Source organism: Friedmanniella luteola, assembly GCF_900105065.1.
GTDB classification, from domain to species: Bacteria; Actinomycetota; Actinomycetes; order Propionibacteriales; family Propionibacteriaceae; genus Microlunatus; species Microlunatus luteolus.
Genome location: NZ_LT629749.1, coordinates 2,538,939 through 2,562,414 on the forward strand (window position 1 = coordinate 2,538,939; position 23,476 = coordinate 2,562,414).

Below are 23,476 nucleotides of genomic sequence, written 5' to 3' on the forward strand. Positions count from 1 at the left end.
ACAGCTCAGCCCGGCATCCGCGCACTCAGCCGCGCGCGCACCGCGGTGGTGAAGCGGGGTCGCCCGGAGAGGTCCCGGTGGTCGCGCACCGCGGTGAAGGCGCCGTGCGCGGCGACGACGGCGGGTGCGCTCTCGCCCTGCGCGTCGGCGTGCTCGAAGCAGAGCAGCCCGGCCGGCTTGAGCAGCCGGGAGGCGACCTGGGTGAGGACGCGGATGGCGTCCAGCCCGTCGTCGCCGGAGAAGAGGGCCAGGGCCGGGTCGTGGTCGCGGACCTCGGGCGTCACGGACTCGAAGGCGTCCAGCGGGATGTAGGGCGGGTTGGCGATCACCAGGTCGACGGTCCCGTCCAGCTCGGGCACCGCCCGGGCCATGTCGCCGACGTGCAGCTCGACGCCGGTGCCGGCGAGGTTGCGCTCGGCCCAGCGCGCCGCGTCCTCCGACATCTCGACGGCGTGCACCCGCAGGCGGGGCAGCTCGTCGACGAGGGCCTTGGCGATGGCCCCGGAGCCGGTGCACAGCTCCACGACCAGCGGGCGCTGCATCTGGAACACCAGCGGGCGGAGCTGCTCCAGCGCCCAGCCCGTCATGACCTCGGTCTCGGGCCGCGGCACGAACACACCGGGCCCGACCGCCAGCTCGACGTGGCGGAAGTAGGCCCGCCCGGTGAGGTGCTGCAGGGGGATGCGGACGGCCCGCTGGATGACGAGCGAGTCGAAGAGGTCGGCCTGCGCGTCGTCGACGGCGTCCAGCAGCGGCAGCCGGGCCGGCTCGATCCCCGCCACCAGGCTCAGCAGCACGCGGGCGTCCTGCTCGGGGCTGTCGACGCCGGCCTCCCGGAGCCGGGTCACCGCCGCCGTCAGCAGCGGGCGGACGGGGTGCTTCACCCGTTCGACTCCCCGACGGCGGCGAGCCGCTCCGCCGTGTCGGCCTCCTGCAGGGCCGCGATGACGGCGCCCAGGTCGCCGTCCAGCACGGCGTCGAGGTTGTAGGCCTTGAAGCCGATGCGGTGGTCGGCGATCCGGTTCTCGGCGTAGTTGTAGGTGCGGATGCGCTCGGACCGGTCGACGGTGCGGACCTGGCTCCTGCGGGCCGCGGACGCGTCGCTGGCCGCCTGCTCCTCGGCGGCGGCGATCAGCCGCGACCGCAGCATGCGCATGGCCTGCTCACGGTTCTGCAGCTGCGAGCGCTCGTTCTGGCAGGAGGCGACGATGCCCGTCGGCAGGTGGGTGATCCGGACGGCCGAGTCGGTGGTGTTGACGCCCTGCCCGCCCGGACCGGAGGAGCGGAACACGTCGATCCGCAGGTCGTTGTCGTCGAGCTCGACCTCCGTGTCCTCGACCTCCGGCATCACCAGGACGCCGGCGGCGGAGGTGTGCACGCGACCCTGGGACTCCGTCACCGGGACCCGCTGCACGCGGTGCACGCCCGCCTCGAACTTGAGCACGCCGTAGGGCGCGTTGTCGGGGTCCACCGCCCCGGGGGCCTTCACGGCGGCGGTGACCGAGCGGTACCCGCCCAGGTCCGTCTCCTGGGCGTCGAGGACTTCGACCTTCCAGCCGCGCGACTCGGCGAAGCGGCTGTACATCTTGAGCAGGTCGCCGGCGAACAGGGCCGACTCGTCCCCGCCCTCGCCGGACTTGATCTCGACGAGGGCGTCGGCGGAGTCGTTGGGGTCGCGCGGTGCCAGCAGCCGGGTGAGGCGGTCGACGACCGGCTGCAGCTGCGCCTCGAGCGCGCTCGCCTCGGCGGCGAAGGACGCGTCCTCCCCCGCCAGCTCGCGAGCCGCGGCGAGGTCGTCGCTCAACCGGCGGTACTCCTCGAGGCCCTTGACGATGGGCGTCAGCTCCGCGTAGCGCCGGCCGATCCGGCGGGCGCGGGCGAGGTCGGCGTGCACGGCCGGGTCGGACATCGACGCCTCGAGGGCCGCGAACTCCTCCACCATCGGCTCGGCCTGTTCGAACAACGGAACTCTCCGACTTGTCAGAACCTGGCGGTGCTCCAGGCCCACGTGGTTCTGACAAGTCGGGTGGGTGGAGACAAGCAAGCGCCGGGAACAGGTCTCCCTGCTCCCGGCGCTGCGGTGGATCAAGCCTTCTTGGCGTACCGCTTCTCGAAGCGGGCCACGCGGCCACCGGTGTCGAGGATCTTCTGCTTGCCGGTGTAGAAGGGGTGGCAGGCCGAGCAGACGTCGGCGCGCATGACGCCGCTGGTCTCGGTGCTGCGGGTGGTGAACGTGTTGCCGCAGGTGCAGGTCACCTGGGTCTCCACGTACGTCGGGTGGGCGTTGGCCTTCATGGTTTCTCCTCTTCTCGCACCGGGTCGTCGAGCGTGGTCACGCGACGTGAACCGGCACCAAGGGTGAAGTCTGCCGCAGTTCTCCGCGGCGACACAAACTCCAACGCCACGTCCCCGGGGATATTCCCCGGGGACGGGCGTCGGGGACGAGCGGGATCAGGCCGGGATCGACTTGGTGATGGCCATCAGGAACTCGCTGTTGCTCTGGGTCTTGCGCAGCCGGTCCAGCAGCATCTCGAGGCCCTGGAGGTTGTCCAGACCCGACAGCACGCGGCGGAGCTTCCACACGATGGCCAGCTCCTCGCGGCTCATCAGCAGCTCCTCCCGCCGGGTGCTGGAGGCGTCGACGTCGATGGCCGGGAAGATGCGCTTCTCGGAGAACTCGCGACGGAGCCGGAGCTCCATGTTGCCGGTGCCCTTGAACTCCTCGAAGATCACCTCGTCCATCTTCGAGCCGGTCTCGATGAGCGCCGTGGCGAGGATCGTCAGCGAGCCGCCGCCCTCGATGTTGCGGGCGGCACCGAAGAACTTCTTCGGCGGGTAGAGCGCCGCCGAGTCCACGCCACCGGACAGGATGCGTCCGCTGGCGGGGGCCGCGATGTTGTACGCACGGCCCAGCCGGGTGATGCCGTCCAGCAGCACGACGACGTCCCGGCCCGCCTCGACCAGGCGCTTGGCCCGCTCGATGGCCAGCTCGGCCACGGTGGTGTGGTCGTCGGCCGGACGGTCGAAGGTGGAGGCGATGACCTCGCCCTGCACCGCGCGCTGGAAGTCGGTGACCTCCTCGGGACGCTCGTCGACCAGCACGACCATGAGGTGGACCTCGGGGTTGTTCTGGCTGATGGCGTTGGCGATCGACTGCATGATCATCGTCTTGCCGGCCTTCGACGGCGACACGATCAGGCCGCGCTGGCCCTTGCCGACGGGCGCCACCAGGTCGATGATCCGGCCGACCAGGTTCGTCGGGCCGGTCTCCAGCTTCAGCCGCTCCTGCGGGTACAGCGGCGTCAGCTTGCCGAACTCGACCCGGTTCTTCGCCGCCTCGGGGTCGCCGCCGTTGACCGTCTCCAGCTTGATCAGGGGGTTGAACTTCTCCTTGCGGTCCCCCTCCTTGGAGGCCCGGATCTGCCCGGTGACGATGTCGCCCTTGCGGAGCCCGAACTTCTTGACCATGTTCAGGGCGATGTAGGCGTCGTCGGGGCCCGGCAGGTAGCCCGAGGTGCGGACGAACGCGTAGTTGTCCATGACGTCGACGATGCCGCGTGCGGGCACCAGGACGTCGTCGTCGGAGACGACCGGGTCGGACTCGAAGCGCTCCATGCCGCCCGAGCCACCGCGGCCGGTCGTGCGCCGGTTCTGCCGGTCACGGCTGCGCCGACGGCGTCCGCGACGGCCGCCGTCCTCGTCCCAGTCGTTGCCGCGGTCGGGGCCGCGGTCGTTGCCGCCCCGGTCGCCGCGGTTGTCGTTGCCGCCGCGGTCGCCGCGGTTGTCGTTGCCCCGGTCGCTGCGGCCCTGCTGGTCGTTGCGGCCGCCGCCGTTGCCGTTGCCGCCGCCGTTGTTGTTGCCGCGCTCGCCGCGGTCGTTGCCGCCGCGGTCCTGGCGGGACTCCTGCTCGCCGCGGGCCTGCTGGCCCTCACGCGGCTCGCGACCCTGCTGGGCGTCGCGGCCGTTCTGCTCGCGGCCGTTCTGCTGGCCGTCGCGACCGTTCTGCTCGCGGCCGTTCTGCTGGCCGTCGCGACCGTTCTGCTCGCGGTTGCGCCGGCGGCGCTCACCGCCCTCGCGGCCGTTCTGGTCGTCCTCGGAGCCCTGGCCGGCCTCGCCCTGCTCGGGCCGGGTGCGGCCCTCGCCACCGTCGGCGCGGGCCTGGGTGGCCTCGGAACGGGCGCTCTCCTCGACGCGGGCGATCTCCTCGCGCGGTGCGCGCTGCAGGTCGCTGAGCGCGGCGGCGACGTCGGACCGGGAGGCCTCGTCGGAGCTGGGCGTGGGCGGGCCCGCCGCACGGCGGGCGGACCGGCGCTCGCCGTTGCCCCCACCGTTCGGGGCGGGGGCGCTGCCGCCCTGCGCCGCCCCGCCCGAGGAGGCCGGTCCGCGCTGGGCGGACTGGATGGCCTCGATCAGCTGGCCCTTGCGCATGGCGCCGGTGCCCTTGAGGCCGAGCGAGCCGGCGAGCTGCTTCAGCTCGGGCAGGACCATCGAGTCCAGCCCGGATCCCCGGCGCTTGCGCGCACCCTCAGCGGGAGCGTCGCTCGTCACTTCGGCGATGTCAGTCAATGTGTTTCCTTTCGGAACAGGCACCGTTGTGCCCGGTCCCCACCTCGGGGTGCGATCCCACGAGGCGCGAGTGCGATTCTCCCCACGTCCTGGCGACGTGGCGGAGGGAAATGATGTGGCGGGAGACCCCGCACCCGCGTAGGTGGGGTGTGATGTCGTCCGAGCGCCTGCTCTGCGGCACTGCCTGGCCCCGAACCGTTACCTGGGAGTCGCTGGTTCCCTGTGGTTCCCCTGGCCGTTGCGGCACAGAAAGGCTAGCACTGTCACCCGTCTTCGTGGCACATCCGCCGGACCCGGTGTGCCGCCCTTCTCAGCCGTCCACGGCCGTGATGGCCGCCCCCCCGCCCACGGCGAGCGGGACCCGGCGGAACCCCAACGGTTCGGCCTCCAGCTCCTGCAGCGCGGCCCGCCGGCCGAGCACCAGCACCGTCGGCCCCGCGCCGCTGATCACCGCCGCGTGGCCGAGGCCGCGCAGGTGGTTCATCAGCGTCCAGGAGTCCGGCATGGCCGGCCGCCGCTGGTCCTGGTGCAGCCAGTCGGCGGTCCCGGGCAGCAGCTGGTCGGGGTCGTGCGCCAGCGCGTGCACCAGCAGGGCGGCGCGCCCGGCGTTGCGGGCGGCGTCGCGGTGCGGGACCGAGGGGGGCAGCAGCCCCCGGGCGGCCTTGGTGGCCACGGCGACCGGCGGGACGAACACGGTGGCGGCCACGTCCGGGTGGACGGGGCTGACCGCGACCTCCACCCCAGCGGAGCCGGTCCAGGCGAGCACGAACCCGCCGTGGACGGCGGCGGCCACGTTGTCGGGATGGCCCTCGATCGTGGCGGCGTGCTGGAGGGTCCAACGCCGGCTCTCGGCCGTTTCTTCCCGGGCCCCACCCACCAGGCCGGCAGCGGCCAGGAGCCCGGCCACGATGGCCGCCGAGGACGAACCGAGGCCCCGGCCGTGCGGGATGGTGCTGTGGCAGCGGAGCCGCAACCCCGGCACCGTGTGGCCGAGGTCGGCGAGCCCGCGGAGCGTGGACCGCAGGATCAGGTGCGAGTCGTCGCGCGGGACGGCGTCGGCCCCCTCCCCCGTCACGTCGACGACGAAGCCGCCGTCGGTGACGGTCAGCTCGACCTGCTCCCGCCACGAGAGGGCCAGGCCGAAGCAGTCGAAGCCGGGACCGAGGTTGGCGCTGGTCGCGGGCACCTCGACGGTGACCTGCCGGCCGGGTTCCAGCCGGTGCACGCCCGGATCAGCCGCGCAGGCCGCAGACCGCGGCCACGGACTGGAGCTCGGCCGCGACGACCTCGGCCTGCAGCGGGGTCCAGCGGGTCAGCGCGGTGTCGATGTCCTTGAGCCCGTGCCCGGTGACCGTGACGACGACCTGCTGCCCGGCGTCCAGCTCACCGGCCGCGTGCTTCTTCAGCAGGCCCGCCACGCCGGCCGCCGAGGCGGGCTCCACGAAGATGCCCTCCCGGCTGGCCAGCAGGGCCTGCGCGTCGAGGATCTGGTCGTCGGTGACGGACTCGATCAGCCCGCCCGAGGTGTCGCGGGCCTCGCGCGCGAGGTGCGCGGAGGCCGGGTTGCCGATCCGGATGGCGCTGGCCACGGTGTCGGGCTCGAGGACGCGGTGGCCGAGCACGAGCGGCGCGGCGCCCGCCGCCTGGAACCCCCACATCCGCGGCGTCCGGGTGGCCAGGCCGGCCGCGGCGTACTGGCGGTAGCCCCGCCAGTAGGCGGAGATGTTGCCGGCGTTGCCGACGGGCATGACGTGCAGGTCCGGGGCGTCCCCGAGGTCGTCGACCACCTCGAACGCGGCCGTCTTCTGGCCCTCGAGCCGGTTGTCGTTGACCGAGTTCACCAGCGAGACCGGGTAGTGGTCGGCCAGCTGGCGCGCGAGGTCGAGGCAGTCGTCGAAGTTGCCGTCCACCTGGACCACCTTGCCGCCGTGCACGATGGCCTGGGCCAGCTTGCCGGTGGAGATGCGGCCGGCGGGCAGCAGCACGATCGGCAGCATGCCGGCCCGGGACGCGTAGGCGGCGGCGGAGGCGGAGGTGTTGCCGGTGGACGCGCAGACGACGGCCTGGGCGCCCTCGGCGGCCGAGATGCTGACGGCCACCGTCATCCCGCGGTCCTTGAACGAGCCGGTCGGGTTCGCGCCCTCGACCTTGACGAAGACCGCGCAGCCGAGCAGCTCCGACAGCGCGCCCGCCTCGACCAGCGGGGTGCTGCCCTCACCGAGGGTGATCACGGGCCCGTCCGGGGCGATGGGGAGCCAGTCCCGGTAGCGGGCGATCAGCCCCCGGGACGTCGACGGGCTGCGCACTCCCACGGCGGCGTCGGACATGTCACTCACCTTCCACTCGCATCACACTGGTCACGTCCCGCACCGTGTCGAGCTCCCGGAGGGAGGCGACGGTGGCGCTGAGCGCCGCGTCGGTCGCGCGGTGGGTGACGATGACCAGCTGGGCGTCCTCGCCCCGGCCGTTCTGGCGGACCGTCTGGATGGACACGTCGTGCTGGGCGAAGACGTGGGCGATCGTGGCCAGCACGCCCGCCACGTCGGCCACCTCGAGGGAGAGGTGGTAGCGCGTCGTCACGTGCCCGATGCTGGCGATCGCGCGGGCGGCGTAGCTCGACTCGCCCGGCCCGACCGCGCCGCGGACCCGGTTGCGGGCCACGGTGACGAGGTCGCCGAGCACCGCGCTGGCGGTCGGTGAGCCGCCAGCCCCCGGGCCGTAGAACATCAGCCGGCCCGCCGAGCGCGACTCGACGAAGACGGCGTTGTAGGCGCCGCCGACCCCGGCCAGCGGGTGGCTGCGCGGGATCATCGCCGGGTGCACGCGGACGGAGACGGTGCGGTCCGCGTCGTCGGCGGCGTCGGAGAGCTGGCAGATGGCCAGCAGCTTGACCACGCAGCCGATGGCCTTGGCCGAGGCGATGTCGGAGGAGCTGACCTCGGTGATGCCCTCGCGGTAGACGTCGGCGGCGGTGACGCGGGAGTGGAACGCGAGGCTGGCCAGGATGGCGGCCTTGGCGGCGGCGTCGAAGCCCTCGACGTCGGCCGTCGGGTCGGCCTCGGCGTAGCCGAGCTCCTGCGCCTCGGTGAGGGTGTCGCCGAACCCGGCGCCGTCGGTGTCCATCTTGTCGAGGATGAAGTTCGTGGTGCCGTTGACGATGCCGATCACCGAGGTGATCTCGTCACCCACCAGCGACTCGCGCAGCGGCCGGATGATCGGGATGGCCCCCGCGACGGCGGCCTCGAAGTAGAGGTCGGCCTCGGCCCGGGCGGCGGCGGCGAACAGCGTCGCCCCGTCCTCGGCGAGCAGGGCCTTGTTGGCGGTGACCACGGACGCGCCGTGCCCGAGAGCGGTGAGGATCAGGGAGCGTGCGGGCTCGATGCCGCCGATCACCTCGATCACCAGGTCGACGTCGGGCCGGGCGGCCAGCGCCTCGGCGTCGGTGGTGAACAGCGCGGGGTCGATGCCCGGCCGCGGCCGGTTGCCCCGGCGGACGGCGATGCCGACCAGCTCCAGCGGCCGGCCGACGCGGGCCTGCAGGTCCACGGCCTGCTGCGTCAGCAGCCGGGCGACCTCGGAGCCGACCACGCCGCAGCCCAGCAGGGCGACCCGCAGGGGGGTCGCGCGGGTCCCGTCCGCCGACGTCTCCGGACCGGTCGCGGTCACCGCGCCGTCGCTTCGGAGGACACCCGTCGGTGTCGCGCTGGTCATCGTCACGGAGGTCCTCACCTGCATCTCTTACGGCCAGGATGGGCCGGCGGCGCCTCATTCTCTCCCATCGGCCCGGCGAGCACGCATGATCTGTCCGCCCTGTGGCGGCGCGCACCGGACCGGCCCGGGTCAGCCGACGTCGAGCGCCAGCAGGTCCTCGACCGTCTCGCGGCGGATCAGCGTGCGGACCTCGCCGTCGCGGACGGCGACGACCGGCGGCCGCGGCACGTGGTTGTAGTTGCTGGCCATCGAGCGGCTGTAGGCGCCCGAGGCAGGTACCGCGACGAGGTCGCCAGGACGCACGTCGGCGGGCAGGAACTCGTCGCGGACCAGGATGTCGCCGCCCTCGCAGTGCTTGCCGACCACCCGCGCGAGGGCCGGCGGGGCGTCCGAGCGGCGGTTCGCGAGGGTGGCGGAGTACTCCGCGGCGTAGAGCGCGGTGCGGATGTTGTCGCTCATCCCGCCGTCGACGGCCACGTAGGTGCGGCTGGTCCCGCCGTCCAGCAGCACCTGCTTGACGGTGCCGACCCGGTAGAGGGCGAAGGCGCTGGGTCCGCTGATCGCCCGGCCCGGCTCGATGGACAGGTGCGGCACGGCCACCCCCTGCGCGGCGCACTCGGCCTCGACGATGCGGCGCAGCGCCCCCGCCAGGACGACCGGGTCGGCCGGGGTGTCGGCGCTGGTGTAGGCGATGCCGAAGCCGCCGCCGAGGTCCAGCTCGGGCAGCTCGACGCCGGTGGCGCGAGCGTGCTCGGCGTGCAGCCGGAGCGTCCGGCGGGCCGCGACCTCGAAGCCGTCGGGCTCGAAGATCTGCGAGCCGATGTGGGAGTGGATGCCGCGCAGGTCCAGCGACGCGGCGTCCGCGCACGCCTGCAGCGCCCGGGCCGCCTGGCCGCCGGCGATGGAGAAGCCGAACTTCTGGTCCTCGTGGGCGGTGGCGATGTACTCGTGGGTGTGCGCCTCGACGCCGGTGGTCACCCTGACCATGACCCGGGCGCGCACCCCCAGCTCGGCCGCCAGGGCGGACAGCCGGCCGATCTCGTCGAAGGAGTCGACGATGATGCGCCCCACCCCGGCGGTCAGGCCCTGGCGCAGCTCGTCGAGGCTCTTGTTGTTGCCGTGCAGCCCCACCCGGGACAGGTCGACGCCGGCCCGCTGGGCGACGGCCAGCTCGCCGCCGGTGCAGACGTCGAGCCCGAGGCCCTCCTCGCTCACCCAGCGCGCGACGGCCGTGCAGAGGAACGACTTGGCGGCGTAGTAGACCTCCCAGCCGGCGAACGCCTCGGCGAAGGCGCGGGCCCGGGCCCGCAGGTCGTCCTCGTCGACGACGTAGACCGGGGTGCCGCACCGCTCGGCGAGCTCGGCGACGTCCACCCCGGCGACCGTCAGCACACCGTCGTCGTCCTTGGCGACGTTGCGGCTCCACAGCCGCGGCAGCAGCGCGTTGACGTCGTCGGGCAGCGCCAGCCACCCGGGGGCACGGGAGGTCGCGTCGGCGTGGATCGAGCCGGCGACGTGGGTGTGGGTCACGGCGCCGAGCCTGCCAGACCCGGTGCAGCCCGCCCGGGCCGCGTCGCGGGCTGGACGTCCGGTGGCGCGGGTCGCGCCGGGACACTGGTACATTTCTCTTCGGCCCGAACGGGCTGGACGTCGGTCCCGACCGGCTCCGGCCCCCGTAGCTCAGGGGATAGAGCACCGCCCTCCGGAGGCGGTGGCGCAGGTTCGAATCCTGCCGGGGGCGCCACCCACCACGACGAGCCGGACCCGCACGGGTCCGGCTCGTCGTGCGTCCGGAGCCCACCCGCCGCCGCCCTGGTGGGAGGGCTGTCCTCCCGTCCGCCGGGCTCGCCCGGTGGTAGATTCCTCGCGATCTGACGTCGGACGGGAAGCTGCTGTGTCTGCCAACGCCCCTGCCCCCACCCGACCGGGTCCCGGGGGACCCCTGCACCGGCTGGTGGGCTGGTGGGAGGCCCGCCGCAGCGGACCGACGCTGGCGCTGGCCTGGGTCCTCACCCGGCTGGCCGTGCTGGGCGTGCTGGCCCTGTTCGAGCGGTTCGTCGTGGGCGACGTCTTCTACTACCACCGCAAGATCCGGGCCCTCCTCGACGTCGGCCTCGAGCACACGCTCAACGAGTACCCGACACCCGTCACCTGGCTGCTCTGGCTGCCCTACGGCGCCACCGGTGGTCACCGCGTCGGCTACCTGGTGGCGTTCATCGTCTTCATGCTGGCCCTGGACGCCGCGTTCACCGTGGCCCTGTACCGCACGAGCGGGCGGCGGCACACCGGGCCGGCCGACTTCTGGCTGGCCTTCGTCCTGCTCGTCGGCCCGCTCTCCTACCTGCGCTTCGACATCCTCCCCGCCGTGCTCGCCGGCGGTGCCCTGCTCGCCGCACGGCGGCGGCCGTGGGTGACCGGTGCGCTGACCGGGCTGGGCGCGGCGATGAAGCTGTGGCCGGCGCTGCTCATCCCGGCGTTCCTGGCGCACCGGCCCGACCGCAAGGCGGCGGGCTGGGCCTTCGTCGGCGTGGGCTTCGGGTTGGCGGCGCTCAGCCTGCTGGCGGGCGGCTGGTCACGGCTCGTCTCCCCGCTCACCTGGCAGTCGGACCGCGGCCTGCAGATCGAGTCGGTCTGGGCCACCCCGGTGATGCTGGCCCGGGCCGTCCGGCCGTCGGCCTGGCTGGTGGACATCTCGAAGTACCAGGCCTACGAGATCTTCGGGCCTTCGGTCGCGCTCTGGTTGACGGTGGCCACGCTCGCGACCGTGGCCGGGCTCGTCGTCATCGTGGCCCTCTACCTGCGCGCGTTCCGCAACCCCGCCCCGACGGCGCTGGCCGTCGGCCTGGTCGTCCTGGCGACGGTCGCGGTGATGACGGTGACGAACAAGACCCTCAGCCCGCAGTACCTGCTCTGGCTGGGCGGACCGATGGCGGCGCTGCTGCTGCTCGCCCGCGACGGCACGGCCGGGCAGCGGGACCAGCTGCGCCGGCTCGCGGGCTTCCTGCTGGCGCTCGCCCTGCTCACCCACCTGGTCTACCCGCTCTTCTACGACGGACTGCTGGGCCGTTCGGGCCACCCCATGGTCGTCGTCTCCACCCTGGTGACGGCCGTCCGCAACCTCGCCCTCGTGGTGTTCACGGTGCAGGTGGTGCGGCTGGCGTGGCGCTGGCTGGCCCTGGCCGACCGCGACGCCGTCGCCGGCTGACCGGACGACGACGACGCCCCGCCACCCGGACGGGTGACGGGGCGGGCGGCGTCCCCGGAGACCGGGGCGGACCTACTTCGAGGTGCCCTGGGAGACCGAGCCCTGCAGCTGGCGCTGGAAGATCACGTAGACCACGAGCACCGGCGTCACGGTGATCACCACGGCCGCGAACAGCGCGCCGAAGTCGACGGCGTAGCCCGCCTGCGAGGCGAACGAGGCCATCCGCTGCGACAGCACGTAGTTCTGCACGTTGGTGTTGAGCGCCACCGGGATGAGGAACTGGTTCCACAGCCCGAGGAAGTTGAAGATCAGCACCGACGTCAGGCCGTTCTTGGCCATCGGCAGCATCACCAGGAAGAACGTCTTCCACTCCCCCGCCCCGTCCAGCGCGGCCGCCTCGGCGATCTCGTCGGGCAGGGTCTTGAAGAAGGAGAACAGGAAGAAGACGGTGAACGGCAGCGCGAACGCGACGTAGGTGATCGTCAGGCCCGGCAGGGTGTTCAGCAGCCCGAAGTTCCGCAGCGTGAAGAACAGCGGCACGATCGCGAGGAAGATCGGGAACGTCAGCCCGGCCAGCATCGCGTAGTAGACGAGCCGGTTCCCCGGGAACGAGAAGCGGGCCAGCACGTAGGCGCACATCGCCCCGAGGATCATCACGAGCACCAGCGCCGAGCCCACCACGATGATCGTGTTGAGGAAGGCGCTGCCGATCCCGGCGGTCGTCCAGGCGTTGACGTAGTTGGTGAAGTTGAACGACGTCGGGAAGGTGAAGGGCGAGGAGAAGATCTGGTTGGTCGTCTTGAACGACGTCATGAACGTCCACAGCAGCGGCAGCACGACGATCAGCGCCCACAGGATGAGGATCGCGTGCGCGACGCCGCCGAACGCCTTCTCCCCGGCCGGCACCTGCGTCTTGCGGCGCGGCGGGTCGGGGCGCCGGTCCGCGCGGCGGGGCTCGGCCACCTGCGTCGCGGTCATCGCGCCTCCTCCTTGCCACCCAGCAGCCGGTTGACGGCGAAGACCAGGCCGGAGAAGACCAGCGTGATCACCGCGAGCACCACGCCCATGGCGCACGCGACGCCGAACTGGCCCTTGGTGAAGGCCGTGGTCAGCAGCTGCTGCGACATCACCAGGGTCGAGTTGTTCGGGCCGCCGCCGGGGTTCAGCGCCGCCATGTAGACGAACGCGTCCAGTGCGAGGATGCCCATGTAGACGTAGGCGGTCTGCACGTTGTCGCGGATCAGCGGGACCGTGATGGCGACCGCGGTGCGCAGCCGGCCGGCACCGTCGATCCGGGCCGCCTCGAAGATCTCGGCCGGGATGCCCTTGATCGCGGCCACGAACAGCACCATGTAGAAGCCGACGAAGCCCCAGACGATGACGAAGATCGTCGCCGCCATCGCCGTGCGCTCGTCGCCCAGCCAGGGGAAGGACGCGGCGCTGTCCACCCCGATCCTGGTCAGCAGCCCGTTGAGGATGCCGGCGCTCGGGTCGTAGATCCGGCTCCACATGATGCCGATGACGATGGCCGGGATCACGTAGGGGAAGAAGGACACGACGCGGTAGAAGTCCGAGCCCCGCAGCCCCCGGGTCTGGCCGCGGCTGCTGCCACCGACCGTGAGCAGCGAGGCGAGCGCCAGGGCGAGCACGATCGTCACCAGCGGCAGGACGAGCACCAGGATGATGTTGTTCCGCATCGCCCGCAGGAAGATCGAGTCCGTCAGCACCCGCGCGTAGTTGTCCAGCCCGACGAAGGTCTGGGTGGGGGTGAACCCGCTCCAGCTGGTCAGGGAGTAGTAGATCGCCTGCAGGAACGGCGACACCACGAAGATCACGTAGATCGCCAGCGGCACCCCGAGGAACACCAGCATGAAGCTGACCCGGTCGAAGGTCAGCTTCCGCCGGCGCGGCCGGGCAGGGGCGGCGGCGCCCCGGCCCGGCTGCAGCGGAGTGACGACCGCGGTCACTTCACCTCGATCTTCTTGACCGAGTCGTCCTTCGCCACCTTGTCCGTGATCCCCTGCAGCGCCTTGGTCAGGGTCGCCACGTCGGACTTGCCGTCGAGGAAGGTGTTCCAGACGACGAGCTGGTCGGTGTTCAGGCCGTAGTAGTCGACGAACTGCCAGGAGAAGATGTTGGTCCCGGCCGCCTCCAGCAGCGTGGTCTGGCTGACCAGCGCGGTGGAGCCGAAGCCGTCGGCCGGCACGGTGCCCTTGACGATGGTCGGAGCCAGCAGCTCCTTGGCGAAGTTGGTCGCCGCGTCCTTGCTGAGCATGATCCGCAGCAGCTCCTTGCCGCCGGCGACGTTCGCGGCCTTCGACGGCACCACGAACGGCTCACCGGCGGTGCTGTGCAGCGCCTCGTACGGCAGCGCGCTGCCGGAGGTGACCGTCGGCTCGGCGGCCCCGGTCATCTTGAAGCCGGACTTGGTCGTGTCCTTCATCTCGTTCTCGATCCACGAGCCCGAGGGGTAGAGGATCGCGTCCTGGTCGTTGCTCCACTGGGCCTGCGCGGCCGTGAACTGGGTGCCCGACCCGCCCGGCTTGAAGTAGCCCGCGTCGATGATCTTCTTCAGGCCCTCGAAGACCGACTGGACGGCCGGCTTCGACCAGCAGTCGGGCTCGAGGTTCTCCAGCGCGAGCCGGACCTCGTCGCCGCCCTCCTTGATCGCGGACGCGATGGCGAGGGTCTGGTAGTAGGTGGCCGCTTCCTTGCCCCAGGCGAAGAGGAACTTGCCCTTCGCCTTGGCCTTGGTGCCCAGCTCGTAGGCCTCCTCCCACGTCTTCGGCGGGGTCCAGCCGTTCTCCTCGAACAGCGACGCCGAGTACCAGAGGGCGTAGACGGTGAGGACGTAGTTCAGGGCCGCGAACTTGCCGTCGAAGGTGCCGGGCTCGACGACGCCGTCGTAGAGGGTGTCGCGGATCTTCGTGCCCTCGAGGTTCGGGGCGTCGATGACGGAGGTCAGGTCCTCGAGCTGGTCGACGATCGTGCTGATGCCGATGGCGTTGGCGCCGGAGTTGTCGATCAGGTCCGGCGGGTTGCCGCCGACGAAGCGGGGCTGCAGCTCCTGCGCGATCTGGGTGGACGGCGCGACCTTCGGCGTCACGGTCGGGTGCACGGTCTTCAGCTTGTCGGCGGCGAACGTCACGTAGTCGATGCCGTAGCCACCCTTGAAGATGACGGCGTCGACGGTCGAGCCGTCGGCCACGCCGAACGGGTTCTCCGCCGACACCGCGCCGGTCGGGCCCGAGCTGGCCGCGGGCTCGCCGCCGCCGGCCGCGCACGAGGCCAGTCCTCCGGCCACCGGGGTGAGGGCGGCCGCCGTCAGCGCGATGCGCAGGAAGTGCCGGCGCTGCAGGGTTCGTGAGGTGTCCATGTGCTGCCTTTCATCGGGATGCGGGACTGGACCGCGGGGAGGTGACCGGAGAGGGAGGGCGACCCGCCGGGATCCGGTGACCCACTCCACCTGCTGATCGCCGACCAGGAGGTGCCGCCACGCCGTCGGACGCCGCTGCGTCCCCGGCGGGATGGGTAGCGTGGGCCCGGTGACCGGACCGGCGGGGACGGCGTGGCGGCCGGCGACGCGCAGGAGCTCTGCGAAGGCGCTGCACCGGACTCCTCTCGCCCCGTCGAAGTACCGACACTCAAACACAGATGCGCGAGTTTTGCAGTATGTGGGCTAGATATTGCACGAACTTGCAACACCGCCGACACATTCGGGCCCGCGGGGCCCCGCAGGAGGGTGCGCGATGACCGAGCTCGTGGTGGGCGCGGACGTCGGCGGGACCTCCACCCGGGTCGCCGTCGCCGACCTCGACGGCCACGTGCTGGCCGTGGCGGCGGGCGGTCCCGGCAACCCGAACCTCGTCGGCACGGCGGGGTCCGCCGCGGAGATCCGCGCCACCGTCCGGCGCGCCCTCCAGGACCTGCCCGGCCCCGTCCGCGGGGTGGTGATCGGGCTGGCGGGCGGCTCCCGGGCCGCGGGCGACCCCGCGTTCCTCCCCGCCGCCGTGCCGGGCCCCTCGGGGGTGCCCGCCGCCCTGGTCTCCGACCTCGCCGTCGGCTTCTCCTCGGCGACCTCCGCGGCGGAGGGCTGCATGGTGATCGCCGGCACCGGGGCCGTCGCGGGCCGCATCAGCGGTGACGACCTGCACCGCCGGCGGGACGGCTGGGGTTACCTGCTGGGCGACCGCGGCTCCGGCTTCTGGCTGGGCCGGGCCGCCGTCCGGTCCACGCTGGCGGCGCTGGACGAGGAGCGGCCGCTCTCCGCCCTGCACACCGCCGTCCTGGCCGACGCGGACGCGGAGGACTACCTCGGCCTCGTGGAGGCCAGCTACGCCCACCCGCCGACCTGGCTGGCGCGGTTCGCCCCGCTCGTGAGCCGGCACGCCGACGACGACCCGGTGGCCGGCGCGATCGCCGACGCGGCGGCGGACCTGCTGGCGGAGACGCTCGCCGGCCTCGACCCCCGACCCGGCGAGCCGGTGGTGCTGGGCGGCTCGGTGCTCGCCACCCCGGGGCCGGTGCGCGACCGCTTCGCCGCCCGGGTACCGCCCGGCCTGGCGCTGCTGAGTGCGGAGTCGGGCCTGGTGGGAGCCACCTGGATCGCGCTGCGCCGGCTGGGGAGGGCCTCCGAGGCCCGGCACGCGAGGCTCGTCGCGACCCTCGCCACGGCGCCGCACCGCTGACCGCGGCCGGGTGACGACACCTGGCACCAGTCGCCCGCTGGTCTGCTGTGTGTGGGTAACCTAGTCCCGGGCTTGCCCGGAATGCGTACGGAATCGTGTTGGGGTGGAGCCTGGGCGCCGGAGCACACCTGCACACCGACGCACGACGACAATCGCACGGAAGAAGGCGACCAGGCCACCATGCCCGACTCATCCAGCTCGACGGCTACCCCCGGCACGACCGAGGAGACCGACTTCGGCGCGAACGACTGGCTGCTCGAGGAGATGTACGAGCAGTACACCGCCGACCCGAGCTCGGTGGACCAGACCTGGGCCACCTACTTCGCCGAGCACGGCGCCCCCGGTGCCGCGCCGGCCACCGGGTCGCAGCCGCCGGCCCGGGCCCAGGCCGCCGCCCCGCAGCAGCCCGTCGCCCCGCAGCAGCCCGCCGCCCCGAAGGCCGCCGCCCCGCAGCCGCCCGCCCCCCAGGGCACCAACGGCCACAGCGCACCGTCCCGCCCGGCCGAGCAGGCCGCCACGCCGACGGCGGGTCCCCCGGTGCAGCCGGCGGCCGCCAAGGCCACCACCTCCAAGCCGAACCCGACGGTGGAGAAGCCGTCCACCAACCGCGAGGGCCGGCCGGCGACGCCGGGCAGCCGCGGCGGCGTGCCGGCCGACCCGCCGAACCCGTCCGACCGCCCGGACGTCGCGAGCGAGGAGCCGGTCCGCACCACGCTGCGCGGCGCGCCCGCCCGCACGGCCAAGAACATGGACCTGTCGCTGACGGTGCCGACCGCGACGAGCGTCCGCTCGCTGCCCGTCAAGCTGCTCATCGACCAGCGCGTCGTGATCAACAACCACCTGCGCCGCGCCCGGGGTGGCAAGGTCTCCTACACCCACCTCATCGGCTACGCGATGGTGCAGGCCCTCAAGGCCGTGCCCGCCATGAACAGCAGCTACGAGCTGGTCGACGGCAAGCCGACCATGGTGGTGCCGGCCCACATCAACCTGGGCCTGGCCATCGACATGCCCAAGGAGGACGGCACCCGGCAGCTGCTGGTGCCCAGCATCAAGAACTGCGAGAAGCTCGACTTCGCGCAGTTCTGGGCGGCGTACGAGCAGATGGTGAAGAAGGCCCGGGCCGGCAAGCTGACGGTCGTCGACTTCGCCGACACCACGATCACGCTGACCAACCCGGGCACCATCGGCACCAACCACTCGGTGCCGCGGCTCGTCCAGGGCCAGGGCACCATCATCGGCGTCGGCTCCATGGACTACCCGCCCGAGTTCCAGGGTTCCGACCCCGACCGGCTGAGCGAGATGAGCGTCTCCAAGGTGCTCACCCTCACCTCGACCTACGACCACCGGATCATCCAGGGCGCCCAGTCGGGGCAGTACCTGCAGCGGCTGCACGCGCTGCTGCTCGGCGAGGAGGGCTTCTACGACGACATCTTCGCCGCCCTCCGCATCCCCTACGCGCCGATCCGGTGGGCGCAGGACGTCACCACCGACCACGAGGACCAGATCCCCAAGCAGGCGCGGATCATGGAGATGATCAACGCCTACCGGGTGCGCGGCCACCTGATGGCCGACACCGACCCGCTGGAGTACCGCCAGCGCGAGCACGCCGACCTCGACGTCCAGAACCACGGCCTCACCCTGTGGGACCTGGACCGCGGCTTCGCCACCGGCTCCTTCGCCGGCGGCCAGGGCGTCATGAAGATGCGCAAGATCCTGGGCATCCTCCGCGACTCCTACTGCCGCACGATCGGCATCGAGTACATGCACATCTCCGAGCCGGCCCAGCGGCGGTGGGTGCAGGACCGCGTGGAGCGGCCGCACGAGTCGCTGCCGCGCGAGGAGCACCTGCGCATCCTCGACAAGCTCAACGAGGCGGAGATCTTCGAGACCTTCCTGCAGACGAAGTTCGTCGGCCAGAAGCGGTTCAGCCTGGAGGGCGGCGAGTCCGCCATCGCGCTGCTCGACGAGGTCTGCGAGCAGGCGGCCGACGCCGGCCTCGAGGAGGTCTGCATCGGCATGCCGCACCGCGGCCGGCTCAACGTGCTGGCCAACATCGTCGGCAAGTCCTACGCGCAGATCTTCCGCGAGTTCGAGGGCAACATCGACCCGCGGACCGTCCAGGGCTCCGGCGACGTCAAGTACCACCTCGGCGCGGAGGGCAAGTTCACCGCGCTCAGCGGCAGCACGATCAAGACCTCCGTCGCCGCGAACCCGAGCCACCTCGAGGCCGTCAACCCGGTCCTGGAGGGCATCGCCCGGGCCAAGCAGGACATCCTCGACCGCGGCGCGGAGTTCCCGGTGCTGCCGGTGCTGATGCACGGCGACGCGGCGTTCGCCGGTCAGGGCGTGGTGGCCGAGACGCTGAACCTCTCCCAGCTGCGCGGCTACCGCACGGGCGGCACGATCCACATCATCGTGAACAACCAGGTCGGCTTCACCACCTCCCCGACCGAGTCCCGGTCCTCCATCTACTCCACCGACGTGGCGCGGATGGTGGCGGCGCCGATCTTCCACGTGAACGGTGACGACCCCGAGGCCTGCATCCGGGTGGCGCGGCTGGCCTTCGAGTTCCGCGAGACGTTCCACAAGGACGTCGTCATCGACATCGTCTGCTACCGCCGTCGCGGTCACAACGAAGGCGACGACCCGAGCTTCACCCAGCCGAAGATGTACGACCTCATCGAGCGCAAGCGCTCGACCCGCAAGCTCTACACCGAGGCGCTGATCGGTCGCGGCGACATCACCGTCGAGGACGCCGAAGCGGTGATGACGAAGTTCCAGCAGCGGCTGGAGAGCGTGTTCAAGGAGGTCCGCGACCCGGAGCTGCCCCCGCGCGAGCAGGGCTACAGCCGGGTGCCGGTCTACCCGAGCAAGTCGGGCGCGAAGCACGGCACGGCCGTCCCGCTGGAGACGCTGAAGAAGATCTCCGACGCGCACACCACCTTCCCGGACGCCTTCAACGTGCACCCGAAGGTCATGCCGCAGCTGCAGCGCCGCGCCGCGGCGATCACCCAGGGACCCATCGACTGGGCCACCGGGGAGATCTTGGCGCTGGGGTCGCTGCTGCTCGAGGGGCGCACGGTCCGGCTCACCGGCCAGGACACGCGGCGCGGCACGTTCGTGCAGCGGTTCGCCGCGATCGTCGACCGGGTGAGCGGGGAGTCGTGGGTGCCGCTGAAGCACCTCGAGGACGGCCAGGGCAAGTTCCACGTCTTCGACTCGCTGCTCAGCGAGTACGCCGCGATGGGCTTCGAGTACGGCTACTCGGTGGCCCGGCCGGAGGCGCTGGTGCTCTGGGAGGCCCAGTTCGGCGACTTCGCCAACGGCGCGCAGATCATCATCGACGAGTTCATCACGTCGGGCCAGGCCAAGTGGACGCAGAAGTCCGGCGTCGTGCTGCTGCTGCCGCACGGCTACGAGGGTCAGGGGCCCGACCACAGCTCCGCCCGGATCGAGCGGTTCCTCTCCCTCGCGGCCGAGGACGCGTTCGCGGTCGCGCAGCCGTCGACGCCCGCCAGCTACTTCCACCTGCTGCGGGCGCAGGCCCTCGGCGAGCGGCACCGCCCGCTCATCGTGGCCACGCCGAAGTCGATGCTGCGCAACAAGCAGGCCGTCTCCGAGCCGGACGAGTTCACCTCCGGTGACTGGCGGCCGGTGCTGTCCGACCCGAGCATCACCGACCCCGCCCAGGTCGAGCGGGTCCTGCTCTGCTCCGGCAAGGTGCGCTGGGACCTGGTGACCAAGCGGACGAAGGCGGGCCTGGACGGCAAGGTGGCGATCATCCCGGTCGAGCGGCTCTACCCCCTGCCGGCCGCCGAGATCGCCGCCGAGCTCGAGCCGTTCACGCAGGTGACCGAGGTGCGCTGGGTGCAGGACGAGCCGACCAACCAGGGCGCCTGGCCGTTCATGGCGCTGAACCTGCCGGACGCGCTCGCCGAGGCGGCCCCGGGCCGCCGCTGGGAGCTGCTGCCGGTCACCCGCCAGGCGGCGTCCGCGCCGTCGGTGGGCTCGGCCAAGGTGCACGAGGCGCAGCAGCGTGCGCTCGTCGACGCGGCCTTCGCCTGAGCGGGGCGCGTGTACTTCACCGACCGCGGGATCGAGGAGCTGGAGAAGCGCCGGGGTGACGACGAGGTCACCCTGGCCTGGCTCGCCGAGCAGCTGCGGACGTTCGTCGACCTGAACCCCGAGTTCGAGACGCCCGTCGAGCGGCTGGCGACCTGGCTGGCCCGGCTCGACGACGACGAGGACGAGTAGGCGCCCGGGCGGTTCCGACCGGCCGGCCACGCCCTCGCCGCCCTGCGGCTGACGGTTGGACCGGGCGCGGGACCGCTTGGACGCTGTCGAGCGGTTCCCGCTGGTGCGCCGTCGGGAGGACCCGTGCACCTCCTACGCGCGCGGTGGGGCGCGTCAGCGGGTCCACCGGTCCTCAGCCCTGGGCTGGGCTCGTCCCGGCCCCTCGCACCATCCGGATCTCGGCGACGCCGCCCAGCAGGTCGTCGACCCTCTCGGCGCCGTCCGGCCGGAACCCGTGCCGGGCGTAGAAGGTGCGTGCGCGGACGTTGGCGCGCAGCACCCACAACGAGCAGGCCGCGTCCCCGACGGCGGCGGTGAGCAGCCGGTCGCCGACCCCGGTGCCCCACCGCGGGCGCCGGACGTAGAGCGCGTAGAGCTCCACGCCCTCGAGGTCGTCGTCCCGCTGCGGTCCGGCCGAGACGAAGCCGACGACCTCCTCGCCGGCCACGGCCAGCGTCGTCCCGTGCTCCCCCGCCAGGATCTGCCGCCACCGGTCGACCCGCTGGTCCACCGCGGCCAGCGCCGCCGCGAGGGCGTCGCCGTCGACCAGCCCGCCGTAGGCCTCGGCCCAGCAGGTCAGGTGGCAGCGGCCGAGCGCCTCGGCGTCGTCCGGCCGCGCGCCCCGCAGCAACGGGGCGGGGCCGGGATCGGCGCCGGTCACGGCTCGAAGACGACCTTCCCGAAGACTTCACCCGCGGCGAGCGCCGCGTAGCCCTCGGCGGCGTCGGCCAGCGGCAGGGTGCGGTCGACGACGGGACGCAGCCCGGTGGTTTCCAGCAACCGGAGCAGCGCCTCCAGCTCGTCGCGCGTGCCCATCGTCGAGCCGACGACGCGCAGTGGCTTGAAGAAGATCTTCGTCAGCTCGGCCCGGCTGGGCTCCGCCCCCGACGTGGTGCCGCTGATGACCAGCGTGCCACCCGGGCGGAGCGCGTTGACCGAGTGGGACCAGGTGGCCGCGCCGACCGTCTCCATCACGGCGTCCACCCGCTCCGGGAGCCGCTCCCCCGCCGCGAAGGCGCGGTGGGCTCCCATCTGCACGGCCCGCGCGCCCCGCGCCTCGTCGCGGGAGGTCACCCACACCCGGTAGCCGGCCTGCCGGCCGAGGGCGACGAGCGCGGTGGCCACGCCGCCGCCGGCGCCCTGGACGAGCACCGTGTCGCCCGGCCGCAGGCCCGACTGGGTGAACAGCATCCGGTAGGCCGTCAGCCATGCCGTCGGCAGGCAGGCCGCCTCGGCGAAACCGAGCCCGGCCGGCTTGTCGACGAGGTTGGCGGCGGGCACCCGGACGACCTCGGCGTGGGTGCCCGGGTGCCGCTCGGAGAGCAGCGAGCGCCGGGGGTCGTGGGTGGAGTCGACGCCCGCGAAGCCGGGGTCGTTCACCACCGCGTGCACGACGACCTCGCGGCCGTCCGCGGTCACCCCGGCCGCGTCGCAGCCGAGGACCATCGGCAGCCGCTCCGCGGGCAGACCGACGCCGCGCAGCGACCAGAGGTCGTGGTGGTTCAAGGCAGTGGCCCGGACGGTCACCTGCACCCAGCCCTCGGGCACCGGCGGCGGGTCGACGTCGGCGACCCGGAGGCCGGCGAGCGGGTCGTCGGGGTCGGTCGTGACGGCGAGGGCAGCGAGCACAGGGGCAGCCTAGGGCCGCCGGGCGCGGACGGGGCGCCGGTGGTCCCGGCCCCGCCCGCCCCCACCGATAGAGTTCCGCAGGTGACCTCCGCCGACGCCGACGCCGTGACGCAGGACTTCGCCGACCGCCACGGGCACCCGCCCACCGGGGTCTGGGTGGCCCCGGGCCGGGTCAACCTGATCGGCGAGCACACCGACTACAACGACGGCTTCGTGATGCCCTTCGCGCTGGCCCAGGCCGTCACCGTCGCCGCCGCGCCGCGCGACGACGACCGGTGGAGCGTCACCTCGCTGAGCAACGGCGAGACCCAGGAGTTCGGCCGGTCCGACCTGGAGCCGGGGACGAGCGGCTGGCACGCCTACGTGGCCGGCGTGGTCTGGGCCCTGACCGAGGCCGGTCACCGCGTCAGCGGCGCCGACCTCGTCCTCACCTCCGACGTGCCGATCGGCGCCGGGTTGTCCTCCTCGGCCGCCCTGGAGTGCGCGGTGCTGGCCGCGCTGGCCGACCTCGACGGGCTGTCGATCGACCCGCTGGAGCGGGCCAAGCTGGCCCGCCGCTGCGAGAACGAGTTCGTCGGCGCCCCCACCGGGCTGATGGACCAGGCCGCCTCGACGCTCTGCACCGCCGACCACGCGCTCTTCTTCGACTGCCGCACGTTCGAGGCCACCCAGGTGGCGCTCGACCTCGGCGACGCCGACCTGGAGCTGCTGGTGCTGGACACCAACACCCCGCACACCCACGTCGACGGCGAGTACGCGGACCGGCGGCGCACCTGCGAGGAGGCCGCCGGGCTCCTCGGCGTGCCGGCCCTGCGCGACGTCACCGACCTGGACGCGGCCCTCGCCGCCCTGCCCGACGCGGTGATGCAGCGCCGGGTCCGGCACGTCGTCACCGAGAACGCGCGGGTCCGGGCCGCGGCCGAGGTGCTGCAGGCCGGCCGGGTGGCCGAGCTGGCCCCCCTGCTCGACGCCTCGCACACCTCCATGCGCGACGACTTCGCGATCACCGTCCCCACCGTCGACCTCGCCGTGGAGACCGCGCGATCCGCGGGCGCGCTCGGGGCGCGGATGACCGGCGGCGGGTTCGGCGGCTGCATCATCGCCCTCGTCCCGTCCGGCTGGGCCGACGCGGTGGCCGCAGCCGTCGCCGAGGCGTTCGCCGCCGCCGGCCACGCGGCCCCGCAGCACTTCGTCGGCTCGCCCTCCCAGGGGGCGCACCGCGCCGGCTGACCAGCCCCGCGTTGCAATCAGGTTTCCTGCCTGTGCACGGCCGCAGATCACGCGCGGCGCGTGCGAGGATCGTCTGAGGTGAGCCTTCAACGCCCACCTCGTCGGCGACCGCCCCAGGGTCGGTGCGCCACGTCGGATCGCAGCAGCGCGCGTC

General features: G+C 72.8%; 18 protein-coding genes and 1 tRNA gene. 6 read left to right on the top strand and 13 right to left on the bottom strand.

Annotation, left to right across the window (positions count from 1 at the left end; genetic code table 11):
* Positions 1-5: 5 nt before the first annotated feature.
* The 8 genes from prmC to lysA form a co-directional block, all read right to left on the bottom strand.
* Positions 6-884 (bottom strand): peptide chain release factor N(5)-glutamine methyltransferase, encoded by an 879-nt coding sequence (prmC, locus tag BLT72_RS11980; RefSeq protein ID WP_091413105.1) that lies wholly within the window; start codon positions 882-884, stop codon positions 6-8.
* On the bottom strand, positions 881-1,963 hold the full coding sequence (prfA, locus tag BLT72_RS11985; RefSeq protein ID WP_091413106.1) for a peptide chain release factor 1: 1,083 nt from the start codon (positions 1,961-1,963) through the stop codon (positions 881-883). Before prfA ends, prmC begins: the two co-directional genes overlap by 4 nt.
* 122 nt (positions 1,964-2,085) lie before the next feature.
* Positions 2,086-2,295, bottom strand: a complete 210-nt coding sequence (gene rpmE, locus BLT72_RS11990) for a 50S ribosomal protein L31 (RefSeq protein ID WP_091413107.1) — start codon at positions 2,293-2,295, stop codon at positions 2,086-2,088.
* Positions 2,296-2,451: 156 nt separating this feature from the next.
* On the bottom strand, positions 2,452-4,488 hold the full coding sequence (gene rho, locus BLT72_RS11995) for a transcription termination factor Rho (protein WP_231930632.1): 2,037 nt from the start codon (positions 4,486-4,488) through the stop codon (positions 2,452-2,454).
* 388 nt (positions 4,489-4,876) lie between these two features.
* On the bottom strand, positions 4,877-5,791 hold the full coding sequence (gene thrB / locus BLT72_RS12000) for a homoserine kinase (protein WP_231930009.1): 915 nt from the start codon (positions 5,789-5,791) through the stop codon (positions 4,877-4,879).
* 7 nt (positions 5,792-5,798) lie between these two features.
* Positions 5,799-6,893: a threonine synthase gene (gene thrC / locus BLT72_RS12005; protein ID WP_091413109.1), complete on the bottom strand. Its 1,095-nt coding sequence runs from the start codon at positions 6,891-6,893 to the stop codon at positions 5,799-5,801.
* Between the two features lies 1 nt (position 6,894).
* Positions 6,895-8,295 (bottom strand): homoserine dehydrogenase, encoded by a 1,401-nt coding sequence (locus tag BLT72_RS12010; RefSeq protein ID WP_342587335.1) that lies wholly within the window; start codon positions 8,293-8,295, stop codon positions 6,895-6,897.
* A gap of 111 nt (positions 8,296-8,406) precedes the next feature.
* Positions 8,407-9,807 carry a diaminopimelate decarboxylase gene (gene lysA / locus BLT72_RS12015; RefSeq protein ID WP_172826064.1) on the bottom strand — a complete coding sequence of 467 codons (1,401 nt, stop codon included), beginning with the start codon at positions 9,805-9,807 and terminating at the stop codon, positions 8,407-8,409.
* Between the two features lie 139 nt (positions 9,808-9,946).
* Between lysA and BLT72_RS12020 the strand changes: the two genes are divergently transcribed.
* Positions 9,947-10,021: transfer RNA gene (locus tag BLT72_RS12020), tRNA-Arg, on the top strand.
* A gap of 150 nt (positions 10,022-10,171) precedes the next feature.
* On the top strand, positions 10,172-11,482 hold the full coding sequence (locus tag BLT72_RS12025; protein WP_157720468.1) for a glycosyltransferase family 87 protein: 1,311 nt from the start codon (positions 10,172-10,174) through the stop codon (positions 11,480-11,482).
* A gap of 72 nt (positions 11,483-11,554) precedes the next feature.
* On the opposite strand, the gene BLT72_RS12030 is transcribed toward BLT72_RS12025, so the two are convergent.
* From BLT72_RS12030 to ngcE, 3 genes are read right to left on the bottom strand one after another with little or no spacing between them, the layout of a single operon-like run.
* Positions 11,555-12,460, bottom strand: a complete 906-nt coding sequence (locus tag BLT72_RS12030; RefSeq protein WP_091413112.1) for a carbohydrate ABC transporter permease — start codon at positions 12,458-12,460, stop codon at positions 11,555-11,557.
* Positions 12,457-13,449 carry a carbohydrate ABC transporter permease gene (locus BLT72_RS12035; RefSeq protein ID WP_231930013.1) on the bottom strand — a complete coding sequence of 331 codons (993 nt, stop codon included), beginning with the start codon at positions 13,447-13,449 and terminating at the stop codon, positions 12,457-12,459. Before BLT72_RS12035 ends, BLT72_RS12030 begins: the two co-directional genes overlap by 4 nt.
* Positions 13,446-14,858, bottom strand: a complete 1,413-nt coding sequence (ngcE, locus tag BLT72_RS12040) for an N-acetylglucosamine/diacetylchitobiose ABC transporter substrate-binding protein (protein ID WP_091413113.1) — start codon at positions 14,856-14,858, stop codon at positions 13,446-13,448. The genes BLT72_RS12035 and ngcE overlap by 4 nt, the downstream gene beginning before the upstream one ends.
* Positions 14,859-15,231: 373 nt before the next feature.
* Between ngcE and BLT72_RS12045 the strand changes: the two genes are divergently transcribed.
* The 3 genes from BLT72_RS12045 (at position 15,232) to BLT72_RS12055 (ending at position 20,424) form a co-directional block, all read left to right on the top strand.
* Complete coding sequence (locus BLT72_RS12045) at positions 15,232-16,170, top strand: N-acetylglucosamine kinase (protein ID WP_091413114.1); 939 nt, start codon at positions 15,232-15,234, stop codon at positions 16,168-16,170.
* Between the two features lie 180 nt (positions 16,171-16,350).
* On the top strand, positions 16,351-20,235 hold the full coding sequence (locus BLT72_RS12050) for a multifunctional oxoglutarate decarboxylase/oxoglutarate dehydrogenase thiamine pyrophosphate-binding subunit/dihydrolipoyllysine-residue succinyltransferase subunit (RefSeq protein WP_091413115.1): 3,885 nt from the start codon (positions 16,351-16,353) through the stop codon (positions 20,233-20,235).
* A 9-nt stretch (positions 20,236-20,244) separates the two neighbouring features.
* The gene (locus BLT72_RS12055) at positions 20,245-20,424 is read left to right on the top strand and encodes a DUF6104 family protein (protein ID WP_091413116.1); all 180 of its coding nucleotides are present in this window, start codon (positions 20,245-20,247) and stop codon (positions 20,422-20,424) included.
* A 172-nt stretch (positions 20,425-20,596) separates the two neighbouring features.
* On the opposite strand, the gene BLT72_RS12060 is transcribed toward BLT72_RS12055, so the two are convergent.
* Together BLT72_RS12060 and BLT72_RS12065 are read right to left on the bottom strand one after the other, a co-directional pair.
* A complete protein-coding gene (locus tag BLT72_RS12060) occupies positions 20,597-21,124 on the bottom strand; it encodes a GNAT family N-acetyltransferase (RefSeq protein WP_231930015.1) in 528 nt (175 codons plus the stop codon).
* On the bottom strand, positions 21,121-22,092 hold the full coding sequence (locus BLT72_RS12065) for a zinc-binding dehydrogenase (RefSeq protein ID WP_091413117.1): 972 nt from the start codon (positions 22,090-22,092) through the stop codon (positions 21,121-21,123). The genes BLT72_RS12060 and BLT72_RS12065 overlap by 4 nt, the downstream gene beginning before the upstream one ends.
* Positions 22,093-22,173: 81 nt before the next feature.
* On the opposite strand from BLT72_RS12065, the gene galK reads away from it, so the two are divergent.
* On the top strand, positions 22,174-23,322 hold the full coding sequence (gene galK / locus BLT72_RS12070) for a galactokinase (RefSeq protein WP_172826065.1): 1,149 nt from the start codon (positions 22,174-22,176) through the stop codon (positions 23,320-23,322).
* Positions 23,323-23,476 lie beyond the last annotated feature (154 nt).

What these genes read in the sequence shown, in the direction of transcription:
- rpmE (WP_091413107.1), bottom strand. Translation starts at nt 2,295, where the DNA reads ATGAAGGCCAACGCCCACCCGACGTACGTGGAGACCCAGGTGACCTGC.
- rho (WP_231930632.1), bottom strand. Translation starts at nt 4,488, where the DNA reads ATGGTCCTGCCCGAGCTGAAGCAGCTCGCCGGCTCGCTCGGCCTCAAG.
- thrC (WP_091413109.1), bottom strand. Translation starts at nt 6,893, where the DNA reads ATGTCCGACGCCGCCGTGGGAGTGCGCAGCCCGTCGACGTCCCGGGGG.
- BLT72_RS12030 (WP_091413112.1), bottom strand. Translation starts at nt 12,460, where the DNA reads ATGACCGCGACGCAGGTGGCCGAGCCCCGCCGCGCGGACCGGCGCCCC.
- ngcE (WP_091413113.1), bottom strand. Translation starts at nt 14,858, where the DNA reads ATGGACACCTCACGAACCCTGCAGCGCCGGCACTTCCTGCGCATCGCG.
- BLT72_RS12045 (WP_091413114.1), top strand. Translation starts at nt 15,232, where the DNA reads ATGACCGAGCTCGTGGTGGGCGCGGACGTCGGCGGGACCTCCACCCGG.
- BLT72_RS12050 (WP_091413115.1), top strand. Translation starts at nt 16,351, where the DNA reads ATGCCCGACTCATCCAGCTCGACGGCTACCCCCGGCACGACCGAGGAG.